Below are 12,630 nucleotides of genomic sequence, written 5' to 3'. Positions count from 1 at the left end.
TTCTACAAGTAAAAAGCCAGCAGAGTTGCCCCACCGCTGGCTAGTTATCCCGATCTCAGCCTGGCAGGGCTGATAGGGAGTATTTTGCCCTAATCTTCAAAAAGAACAAAACAATCAAATGTATGAAACATGTGAACTCTATACTAATACAGTGTATGAAAATATCATTGGTTCAAGTCTTTCTTGCCTTTATTTTCATCGGTACTGCTTGGTCGAATAGTCTTTCTGCTCAGGAGGTTCTAGAGCGCAGAATAACCTTAAAGGTCACGGAGGAGAGTGTGAAGGTGGTGTTGAAAGAAATTGAAAAGCTAGCAGAGGCTAAATTTTCTTATAGTCCCCAGGTGATTCAGTCGGGCCGTAAGGTAACGCTGAATATTCAGAACAGACCCCTCAAAGATGTCTTGGATATCCTTCTAAAGCCTTTGCACATAAACTACGAAATAGCTGGAAAACAAATTATACTAAGCCAGGACCCGAAAGAGCAGGGCGCTATACCAGGCAAGTACCCAAACGGCGCTAGTAGTACTCTGCAACCGGTGACGGGTAAGGTTACCGATGAAAAGGGAGAAGGCCTGCCCGGCGTTAGTGTTATTCTAAAAGGTACCCAGCGGGGGACTACCACCAACGCGGAAGGCCAGTTTCAGATTGATGTTCCTGACGCAGCCGCTGTACTGGTTTTTAGCTTTGTGGGATATAAGAGCCAGGAAGTAGCAGTTGGTACCAGGAGTACTATTACGGTTCAGTTGGAAGCAGATGTCGCCAATCTGTCAGAAGTGGTCGTAGTGGGCTTTGGTACTCAGAAGAAAGTAACCATGACCAGTGCGGTGTCTACGATTCAGAATGAACAGATTACTTCTCGTCCCGTTGGTAATGTACAGCAGTCTCTACAGGGGTTAGCCCCGGGGCTAACCGTACTGGATCGCGGAGGTGCTCCGGGTCGTACCAGTGCAACCATGCGGGTCAGAGGTATTACTACTCTGGGCGATAACTCTGCACTTGTGGTAGTAGACGGCGTGGAGCAAACGTTATTTGATATGAACCCTGAGGACATTGAGTCCGTAACGGTACTGAAAGATGCCTCTTCTACGGCTATTTACGGATCACGTGGTGCCAACGGGGTAATTCTGGTAACGACTAAACGCGGGAAAACGGGTAAGGTATCCGTAAACTACAATGGCTACTATGGTATTCAGACCTCAATCAATAGCCCGGAAATGATGGACCTTGAACCGTACATGCGCCTCCAGCAGACAGCCTACCGCAATGTAGGAGCGGCACTACCCGCCCGTTACACCGATCAATCCATCAATGAATGGATCCAGGCAACAGATCGCCTTAAGTACCCCTTACCCAATACCTGGTTTGAAACCATGCTGAAGCCCGCTCCCATGTCAAACCAAACGCTGTCAGTTAGCGGGGGTAATGAAAATTTCAGAGCCAGGGCGAGTATCCGGATGATGGATCAGGCCGGAATGATCACAAACTATGATGCCAAGATCAAGGAGATACGACTCAATACTGACTTCAATGTATCTCCCAAAATCAGGTTTAATACCGATGTCAATTACCGGTACAACACCTCTACCGCACCAACCGGCAACGTGATCAATTTCTTTTACCACGGATCACTGTGGGCAGTACCTAAGTATCCAGACGGAACTTATGGGCTGAGCCAGCAGGGTAACAATCCCCTGATGTACGCCGAAATGAGTGGACTCAATCGTGAAGCAGTTGACCGGATGCTTGGCAGTGTTAAAGGAGAGTGGGACATCCTGGACAACCTTACCCTGTCGGTACAGGTAGCCGGGAACTATACGGGCATCTACCAGAAAGAATTTAACAATGCGTATACCAACCGGGATCCTAATACCGGTGTAGTTAAGACCGTTGCTAATAACAACCTTACCGAAGTACGTAATCAGCGACGGGAATACACTATTACGGACCTGCTGACCTACCACCGTGACTGGGGGAATCATACCTTCAGCATCATGGGAGGCTATCAGGAGTACTACTATCAGTTTTTTGGTTTGAACGCCTACCGCCAGCAGTTTTATAACAATGATATCCAGTCCATAGGACAGGGGATAAACGATGCTACCAAAAATAACGGAGGGTATGACGAAGAGGGTGGCTTGCGATCGTTCTTTGGCCGGGTCAACTATACCTTTGCCAATAAGTACCTGCTTGAGCTGAATGCCCGGCGCGATGGTTCTTCCCGCTTCTCACCTTCCCGCCAGTTCGCCTTCTTCCCTTCGGGCTCACTGGGCTGGCGTATTTCGGAAGAAGAGTTTTTTAGCTCTCTGAAAAATGTATTCAATGAATTGAAGCTGCGTGGCTCCTATGGACAGACCGGAAACCAAGCCATCGCTCCCTACCTGTTCTTTCCCCAGCTTACCGCAACCAGCTATACCTTTGGGGGTAATGTCGTAGCGGGCTATCGTCAGTCTACGCGTATAGACCCTAACGTTACCTGGGAAACCAATACCCAAACCAACCTGGGGCTGGATGCTTCGTTGTTGCAGCGGAAGCTTAACCTGACCTTTGATATCTACAAGAAAATAACGGACGGCATCCTGCTTAACCTGCCTATACCGCAGACGATTGGACTCCTGCCGGGTCCACAGAATGCGGGAGTGGTAGAAAATAAGGGTCTGGAACTGGGAATTACGTATCAAAATACAACCGGTGGGGGAGTCAATTATAGCCTGAATGGTAACTTCTCAATGAACAATAACAAGGTTCTCAGTCTGAACGGCACGGGGCCTTATATAACCGGCTCAGACATTGATCCCCGTTATATTATCAAGGAAGGGCTTCCAATCAATGCCCACTGGGGGTACCTGACGAACGGCCTTATTCAAACGGAGGCTGATGCCGAGTCGACCCCTTACTTCCAGCGCACGGCCAAACCCGGAGATGTGGCCTTTGTAGATCTGAATAAGGATGGAATCATCACTACGGCGGATATGACCATGATTGGAAATCCTTTCCCCAGGTATTCATTCAGCCTGAATAGCAGTACCGGGTACAAAAACTTCCAGCTGAATATTTTATTTCAGGGAACGGCCGATGTAGATGTACGACTAGCGGGAGCACTTTCAGAGCAGGGGAATTACGAAGGGTTTACCCATAAGATCTACACCAATAACTACTGGACACCCGAGAACCCGAATGCCCGATTCCCCCGGCCTACCAAGCTGGATTTGCGTAATCAGGCTACTACCGACCGCCTGATCATAGATGGTTCGTACCTGCGTCTCAAAAACATCCAGCTGGTATACAACATACCAGCAAAGTTTAGTAGCAAGCTTTGGATTCAGCGTGCCAGCGTCTATGTATCAGCTACCAACGTCTTTACCATTTCCAGACTTAACGAATGGAATCTGGACCCGGAAGTGGAATCCGGACGCGGTGTGTACTATCCTCAGTCTGCCATGAAGACGCTGGGGGTGAACCTTCAATTCTAAATTCATCCTTTGACTGTTAATTATATATAACATATGACATTCTCTTCAAAAACCCGTCAACTCCTATCAGTGGCTGCCATGTCGCTGATGCTGGCTTCCTGCCAGGAGGATTTGCTGAACCCCGTTCCTAACGATCGCATCTCAACGGCCACCTTCTGGAAAACGGAAAGTGATGCCCTGCTGGCGGCCAATGCGGCTTATAGCTATCTAACTGGACTTAGCATATTTGCTCTGGATGGAATTACGGATATTGGTCATACCAATCAGGTATTTAACGTAAATGCTTTCATTGAGAGTGGGACACATGATGCCTCCAACTCGCGAATCAACGATGAGTGGGTCAATGCCTATGCGGGTATAGCTACGGTGAACGACTTTCTTGAAAATGTTGACAAGGTTGCTACCACCAATAGTGCGCTGATTGAGCGCTTGAAAGCCGAAATGCGCTTTCTGCGCGCTTTCCACTACGTCAATCTAGCGGGTTTATACGGAGGAGTACCCATTGTGACCAAGACACTAACAACTGACGAAGCCAAGCAACTCAAACGCGATGAAGTACAAAAGGTATGGGACTTTGTTACGAGTGAACTAACCGCCGTAGCTAGCGTGTTGCCAACCACCTATCCGGCTACTGATAAGGGGCGCATTACCAGGGGAGCCGCTTTATCCCTGTTGGCTCGGGCCAGCCTCTATTCCGGTCAATATCAGCAGGCGGCAACAGCTGCCAGTGAGGTAATGAAGTTAGGATATAGCCTGTATCCCCAGTATGGCAAACTATTTAGCTACGCGGCTGAAAATAATCCGGAAGTAATTCTGGACCGCCAGTATATCAGTAGTGCCGGATTAAGTCACAATATTTTTGCACACATGGGGCCGTATAGTCAGAAAACGGCTAATAATACCTTTGTGCCTACGAAGAAACTAGCTGACGCTTTTACCATGGCGAATGGTCTTCCTATTACAGATCCGGCCAGTGGTTTTGATCCTCGCAATCCGAATAAGAACCGTGATCCGCGTCTGGGCTTCACGATGTTCCTGTCGGGCGATCCACTACCCAGCGGAGTCGCCTTCCGCCCGGAACCCAACAGTGGTACCGCTGATGCCATTGGGAACACCTACCTGGCTACCACTACGGGCTATGTCCTAAAGAAGTACATCAATCCGGAGGATTTTGCTACCCCTGCTGTGAGCGGTATCAATATAATCCTGATACGCTATGCTGAAGTACTTCTGACATACGCCGAGGCAAAAATCGAACTGAATCAGATTGACCAATCGGTATATGATGCTATTAACCTGGTTCGGAACGGCCGTCAGGATGTAAAGCTACCTTCGGTACCCACAGACTTGTCACAGGCTCAACTTCGGGAAATTGTACGTCATGAACGGATGGTCGAACTGGCGTTCGAGGGGTTACGGTTATTTGATATCAGACGCTGGAAGACAGCCGAGAAGATGATGCCCGGCAATGTATACGGTATGACCTGGGTTGACAACAACGAGCTGAAGACGGTTCAGGTACAGGCTTTTGAGCGGGTTTTCAATCCAAACCGCGACTACCTGTGGCCGATCCCTCAGAAGGAGCTGGATCTAAATAAAGAGCTGACTCAAAACCCGGGCTGGTAGATAGAGTCCTCATTCATCAACCTTTATTACTACCCATTATGAGATTGAATAGACAGAAGGGTAGTAATCTTATACGTCAATTACTATGAAAAAATTGATTGCAGCTGTACTCGTAACGGTAGTTCTATCCGGATTTTTGTCACTTCCTACTTCCAGGAAGGCCGATCGGCCGAATGTCATCCTCTTCTTCATGGATGATCTGGGATACGGTGACCTATCCTGCTATGGTGCGCTGGGCTACCAGACCCCCAATCTGGACCGGATGGCGGCTGAGGGAACCCGTTTTACGAATTTCCTGGCGGCACAGGCCGTTTGCTCTGCCTCCCGGGCCGCCTTGCTTACGGGATGCTATCCGAATAGGATAGGGCTTTACGGTGCTTTAGGACCTAAATCGCCCCTTGGTCTCAACTCCTCAGAAGAAACGCTCCCTGAGCTCCTGAAAGAACAGGGCTACGCCACGGGTATCTTTGGCAAATGGCACCTGGGTGACCGCCCCCAGTTTCTGCCTTTGCAACATGGGTTTGACGAGTACTATGGGGTCCCCTACTCGCATGATATGTGGCCGCTGCATCCAGCGCAGGCAAGGGCCAAGTACCCGACTTTGCACCTTATCGAGGGAGATAAGCCAGGCAAGGCTATCAACACCCTGGAGGATGCCAGCGAACTGACTGGTACCTTTACGCAAAAGGCGGTGCAATTTATCCGAAACCACAAGAAGGATCCGTTCTTCCTTTACATCCCTCATCCTTTGCCCCATGTTCCGCTGGCTGCTTCTCCCCGTTTTCGGGGTAAAAGCTCCCGTGGACTCTTTGGTGATGTAATGATGGAGTTGGATTGGTCGGTGGGCCAGATTCTGGACGAAGTGAAAAAACAGGGGCTGGACAAAAACACGATTGTTATTTTCACCTCTGATAACGGTCCCTGGCTGAATTACGGAGATCATGCCGGTTCGTCGGGTGGTTTCCGGGAGGGCAAAGGTACCTCGTTCGACGGAGGGCACCGGGTACCCTGCATCATTCGATGGCCGGGCGTTGTTCCGGCCGGTAAGGTGAATAACAAGTTGCTCACCACACTGGATATTCTACCGACGATCGCTTCTCTTAGCGGGGCTCGGTTACCTAAACAGAAGATTGATGGCGTAGACTTCAAAGCACTCCTGAAAGGAGACGACAGTGTCACTCCCCGCGAGAGCTTCTACTACTACTACCGTCGTAATAGCCTCGAAGCAGTCAGGAAAGGCGACTGGAAGCTGGTCTTTGCCCATGAAGGTCGCTCGTACGAAGGGCAGCGTCCGGGTACCAATGGGCTACCCGGCCCGGCACCTGAGAATCACCCCTTCCCCATGGCGCTTTACGATCTGGGCCGTGATCCGGGCGAACGCTATGATGTAAAGGATCAGTATCCGGCCGTGGTGGCTGAGCTTCAGAAACTAGCCGATGAAGCACGCGATGATCTGGGTGATGATATCACAAAAAGAGCAGGAAAGGGGGTTCGTGAAAGTGGAGTAACTTCTAATTAGCAACCTTTTACATCTGTACCCTACAGGTGGCTGAGATGAGCCTCAGCTACCTGTAGTCTTAATTTGCTACATGCAGAACACCTTTTAGCTACTGGCCAGGTACAGTTGAAGCCGTGGCGCGATAGAATTCTAAACTCTTATTATCATGCGATCTATTTTTCTCCTGTTGTCTCTTATTACTCTAAGCAATGAGCTGGTACAGGCTCAGAAGTCTGCAAAACCCAACATCATTTTCATATACGCGGATGATCTGGGATACGCCGAGCTAGGCTGCTACGGTCAAAAGAAAATACGCACACCTAACATTGATCGCATTGCCCGTGAAGGTATTCGCTTTACTGATTACTACACCAGCACCCCCGTATGCGCTCCCTCCCGGTGTCAACTCCTGACGGGTACGCACGGGGGGCATTCCTACATCAGAGGAAACTACGAGCTGGGAGGCTTTGCTGATTCGACGGAAAGAGGACAAATGCCCCTGCCTGCCAATACGGTGACCATAGGTACCATGCTGCAGAAGGCAGGCTATACAACGGCCTGTATCGGCAAATGGGGGTTAGGAATGGGATACAGTACCGGCAATCCTAACCAGCAGGGTTTTAATTACTTCTATGGATATTACGATCAGAAGCAGGCACACAATTACTATCCGACCCACCTATGGGAGAACGGAAAATGGGATACTCTCAATAATCCGGTGATAGATGTGCACCGTCGACTGGATCCTCAAAAGGCCACCGATCGCGATTTTAGCTACTACCAGGGAAACGAATTCGCCATTGATAAAATGGCGGAGAAAGCCCGGCGGTTCATACGTGAGAACAGGAACACCCCCTTCTTCCTTTACCTGCCGTTCACCATTCCCCACGTTTCCCTACAGGCTCCTGAGGAAGCCGTTAAGGAATACCTGGGCAAGTTTGAAGAAAAACCCTACTATGGGCAGCAGAACTATGCCTCTACGCCCTATCCACGCGCTACCTATGCGGCCATGATTACGTATATGGACAAAAAGGTAGGAGAGGTAATGGCTCTGGTCAAGGAACTAGGTCTTGATGAAAACACACTTATTATTTTCACCTCTGATAATGGTACGACCTTCAACGGCGGGGTAGATGCCCAATTTTTTGAGAGTGTAGGGCCGTTCAGAGGCTTAAAAATGGATATGTACGAAGGAGGAATCCGGATGCCAATGGTGGCCAGGTGGCCCGGGAAAATAGCACCCGGAAAAGTAACAGATCACGTAGCAGTCCATTACGATGTCATGGCCACTCTGGCCGAACTGGTAAAGGCTGGCCCCCTAGAAACGGATGGGATTTCTTTTCTTCCCACCCTATTGGGGCAGGCTGGCAGGCAGAGAAAACATGAGTACCTCTATTTTGAATACCCGGAAAAAGGGGGGCAACTAGCCATTCGGATGGGGAAATGGAAAGGAGTGAAGGTAAATATGAAGAAGAATAAAGAGGCTAGCTGGGAGCTGTACAACTTGGAAGAAGACAAGGGTGAAACTACTGACCTGGCGGCTACGCATCCGGATATCCTTGCCAGGTTCGATCAGATAGTACGAAAGGAGCACCGGCCTTCCCATGTACCCGTATGGGAGTTTGTACAGACGACTAGCAGGTAGCCTGATCGTACTAATTAATCAATAGTACTATTGCTTCTAGGAAGCGCTCGTTTCAGGAGCGGCCATAAGCAGCTCAAATTCCCAATTAGCAAACTAATAATATACAAGAAGGTACTCAGACCCTGTTGAACCGTCTGTAAGAACTGGCGGATGTTATCCCTAAAGCCATACCCTTAATAACTATTAAGTATAAAAATGAAAAGAGTAATAATTTCTTTATTAGTCCTACTGACTTTGCTCATTCAGGTAGGCTGTCGGAAACCAGCTGAAAGAGCCAGCGCTGTTCAAAAGTCACCCAACATTATATTCATACTGACGGACGATCTGGGGTACGGGGATGTAGGAGTACTGTTTCAGAATGAGAGGGCAGCCGCAGGAAAGCCCTCACTAAGAACCCCCCACCTGGATGAGATGGCTCGTCAGGGGCTACTCCTTACACGCCATTATGTACCTGCACCGGTTTGTGCTCCTTCCCGCGCCTCGCTGATGCTGGGGCAGCATCAGGGACACGCCAACATACGGAATAATCAGTTTGATAAAGCCCTGGCAGATAATCATACGATTGCATCCGTAATGAAGCAGGCAGGGTACGCAACCGGGATTGTTGGGAAATGGGGACTACAGGGACTTGAAGGAGATAGTCCGGCTACCTGGGAGGCTTATCCGACCAGGCGTGGCTTTGACTATTTTCTGGGCTATGTCCGTCACCGCGATGGACACAATCATTATCCCGCCCACAAAGCCCGGGAGCGTCCTGCGGTAGAGCTTTACCAGGGGCAGGAGGAGATCTCAAAACACCTTAAAGGAGTATATACGGCTGATTTGTTTACCGCCGGAGCGAAGAAATGGATTATCGAGCAAAAGCAAAAACAACCCAATCAGCCCTTTTTCCTCTACCTGGCATATGATACGCCACACGCGGGACTTCAGGTACCCGCTTCTCCTTATCCGGCCGGAGGAGGACTGAAGGGCGGGGTGCAGTGGAAAGGGGAAGCCGGCCGCTTCATCAATACAGTATCAGATACCATAGACCACTACATCCACCCGGATTATGCCAGCAAAGACTGGCCTGACGAGCAGAAGCGCCATGCTACAATGGTACGCCGTATTGACGATGGGGTTGGTGATCTGATTCAGCTCCTGAAGGATTTGGAAATTGATGAACAGACCCTGATCATATTCACCTCTGACAACGGTCCCCATACTGAGTCGTATGGCTACGGTCCCTACAAGCCTACATTTTTTGATAGCTACGGAGCCATGGATGGCATCAAGAGGGACGTTTGGGAAGGCGGAATACGAGTGCCTACCATTGTCCGGTGGCCCGGACAGGTTTCCGCTAACCAGCGGAATGATGCCCCAAGTGGCTTCCACGATTGGTTACCTACTTTTGCACAGCTGGCTGGCGTTCCCACACCAGCCAATACAGATGGGGTATCACTGGTACCTACGCTGACCGGAAAAGGAAGTCAGGCACCATCTACTGTTTACATCGAGTACCAGGTAAATGGGCAAACGCCCGATTTCGAAAGTTTTGATCCTTCGCATCGGGGGCAGGCACACGGTGAGATGCAGGTGATCTACCTGGACGGCTACAAAGGCATACGGACCAACATTAAGTCCGGGCAGGATAATTTTCGGATCTACGATACCCGCAGCGATGCCAAGGAGTGGAACGACCTCAGTAGCAGCTCCACCTACTACCAGGAGCTACAGAAACGCATGAAAGAACAGGTGTTACGGGTTCGCCGTCCTGACACCAGCGCCGTCAGGCCCTACGACCAGGTAGCCATACCGGCTCTTAAGGCGGAACAGGCTTCTGAAGGAGGACTGGAGTATCAGGTGTTTGAGGTTTCTGCTCCCTGGGTTGCTTTGCCATCCAGCCTTGGGGTACCACCTAAAAAGTCGGGCAGAGGTAAAGGAATGGATCTGAGCGTGCGTACCCGTGACCATGACCTTGTCATCCAGTACCAGGGACTGCTGGAAGTACCCCAGACCGGCGAGTATACATTTACTGTTCAGGCAGACGGGGGAGCTGTACTCCGATTGCACGATGCTACCGTACTGGATGCGGATAAAGGGTATAAATCGGGTAGCCTGCTTAGCAGCAAAGTACACCTGGAGAAAGGGTACCATCCACTGCGGCTCATTTACGCCGGAGGCAAACATACAAAACCATCTCTCACCGCAACCTGGAGTGGACCGGGCTTCTCGGTACAACCGCTGGCTTTTCAGCGAGTAGGTCAGCCCGATAGCGAAAACAGGTCAGGCAGATAGAGAATACACAGGATGAAATAGCATATTCTTCAAGTAATGGTAGTACTGCTAGCTTTCTAAAGCCGGAGCTTATCCGGCAGGTATTAATATCAATAAAGACGTCTGGCCTTCAATCCAGGCACTCTTTCTTAGTTTATATATTGTAGCATAGCAGCTGCTATGCTACAATATACAATAAGCCATGGTATATAAAAGGCTTCGTATACCATGGCTTTATCTGAACTACTGGCCCGCCACATTACCTACGACCCTACTTTCTCAAAATCACCGGATGTACCCTACCTCTCAGGAGCGACTTTTGCTCCTGGGAGGTAGATGTAATATGATTTTAACTATACTGTTATTAATTATTCTACTATCAGATTAATCCCGGGGCTACTGCGGATGTAAATTGTCTAAATAGTAGTTTTACAACATAGGTATCACTATTTAAATACGTAGGTTGATGTTTTAAAGAAGATGCGCTATTAAGCCAAAATTTGTAATGTGGGCTTAAACCAATGATTTGCAATGCGTGTTGCTACATGAGTTCAGAGATGGCCCCTTGGTCCAGTAGGAGTAGTATATATAACTATTTTAATATAAAACTTACTATGTATACTCTCTCAAAGCCTGTTGGATGGTGGTCTGAGCGCATTGCATTTTAACTTGTATAGTAGTAAAATTTAAAGTTGAGTAGTTCGGGCATCTTGCTCAGAAGGCTACCCGGTTGAAGTAGAAAAAATGAAAAAACGATTATTACCACTGGCCTTGGGGGGACTGGGAATCGGTACTACCGAGTTTGTGATCATGGGGCTCCTGCCGGATATTGCCCAGGAATTTTCGGTGTCTATTCCCCAGGCAGGACTTATCATTTCGGCCTATGCCCTGGGTGTAGTGATAGGCGCTCCTTTACTGGTGGCCGCCAGCAGCCGGATGGCTCCCAAGAAGATCCTGATCCTGCTGATGTTGCTCTTTACGGTTTTTAATACGATATCCGCTTTTGCTCCCAACTACCTGTCGTTGTTTGTAGCCCGGCTACTTTCCGGATTACCCCACGGAGCCTTTTTTGGCGTGGGGTCGGTCGTGGCCAGCAAGCTGGCTGACCAGGGGAAAAAAGCGCAGGCCATATCACTGATGTTCGCGGGATTGACCGTGGCCAATCTGCTGACGGTACCCCTGGGTACCTACATAGGCCACAACTACTCCTGGCGCTATACATTTGGCGGCATTGGTCTTATCGGCCTTATTACTACCCTGTCTATCTATATGCGGCTACCTGCCGTGCCTGCCTCCCATTCCGGAAGTCTGAAGTCGGAGCTACGGCTATTCCGCCGGATCGAGCCCTGGCTGATTATTCTGATTACCACCATTGGTACCGGAGGGTTGTTCTGCTGGATCAGCTACATTGCCCCGCTCATGACGGAGGTATCCCACTTTCCGGCTTCGATGGTACCCTACATTCTGATTGTGGCGGGACTGGGTATGGTGGTAGGTAATGTGGTTGGAGGTCAGCTGGCCGATCGGTTAAAGCCTCTTACAGCCACCATGGTACTGCTAACCGCCATGGCGGCTACCTTACTGCTCATATACCTGTTTTCATCGAATCAGGTAGCTTCACTAGTCCTGACGTTTATGGCAGGCTGCTGTTCCCTGGCTCTGGCCGCACCCATTCAGATACTTATGATTCAAACGTCCAGGGATGCCGAAATGCTGGGAGCCTCGGTAACTCAGGCTGCCTTTAACCTGGGTAATGCTCTGGGCGCCTTTTTAGGTGGTCTTCCGATCGCGGCCGGGTATGGCTATACATCCCCTCAGCTGGTGGGCATGGCCATGGCGCTGGTTGGAATCTTTTTTGCCTGGCTCTTAGTAAAAAGAACAAGAGCACGTCAGTCCTCCCAGGTACCGGTACAGGTTCTAGAAGAAGCCTACTAGGGCTATATCAGTAAATCGTATTCCGATAAAGTCCCCGGGGCAGGTCTGCTCTGGGGCTTTTTTTTATGGGTACCATCGGAGCAGGAGGTAGGACATCTGAACTTTTTAGGGGTTGGTGGAGGACGAAGAGCTTGGCTTTTAGTTACTAAAGTATCCTTACCGAGAAGGAGGGAAAGAAAGTAGTTAATCAATCCAACCAT

6 protein-coding genes are annotated in these 12,630 nt (G+C 49.6%); all 6 read left to right on the top strand.

The window, feature by feature from the left end; all coding sequences use genetic code 11:
- The first annotated feature begins 155 nt into the window (after positions 1-155).
- A complete protein-coding gene (locus JTN23_RS14680) occupies positions 156-3,470 on the top strand; it encodes a TonB-dependent receptor (RefSeq protein ID WP_247235609.1) in 3,315 nt (1,104 codons plus the stop codon).
- 33 nt (positions 3,471-3,503) lie between these two features.
- The gene (locus tag JTN23_RS14675; RefSeq protein ID WP_247235608.1) at positions 3,504-5,096 is read left to right on the top strand and encodes a RagB/SusD family nutrient uptake outer membrane protein; all 1,593 of its coding nucleotides are present in this window, start codon (positions 3,504-3,506) and stop codon (positions 5,094-5,096) included.
- Positions 5,097-5,181: 85 nt separating this feature from the next.
- Positions 5,182-6,615: a sulfatase family protein gene (locus JTN23_RS14670; protein ID WP_247235607.1), complete on the top strand. Its 1,434-nt coding sequence runs from the start codon at positions 5,182-5,184 to the stop codon at positions 6,613-6,615.
- A gap of 145 nt (positions 6,616-6,760) precedes the next feature.
- A complete protein-coding gene (locus tag JTN23_RS14665; RefSeq protein ID WP_247235606.1) occupies positions 6,761-8,239 on the top strand; it encodes an arylsulfatase in 1,479 nt (492 codons plus the stop codon).
- Positions 8,240-8,434: 195 nt separating this feature from the next.
- On the top strand, positions 8,435-10,516 hold the full coding sequence (locus JTN23_RS14660; protein ID WP_247235605.1) for a sulfatase-like hydrolase/transferase: 2,082 nt from the start codon (positions 8,435-8,437) through the stop codon (positions 10,514-10,516).
- 723 nt (positions 10,517-11,239) lie between these two features.
- Positions 11,240-12,430: an MFS transporter gene (locus JTN23_RS14655; protein ID WP_247235604.1), complete on the top strand. Its 1,191-nt coding sequence runs from the start codon at positions 11,240-11,242 to the stop codon at positions 12,428-12,430.
- Positions 12,431-12,630: the final 200 nt, after the last annotated feature.

It is taken from the genome of Telluribacter roseus (assembly GCF_017355915.2).
Taxonomy (GTDB): domain Bacteria; phylum Bacteroidota; class Bacteroidia; order Cytophagales; family Spirosomataceae; genus Telluribacter.
The sequence above is the reverse complement of the archived record's forward strand: the minus strand, read 5'-3'. Positions and strand labels throughout refer to the sequence as shown.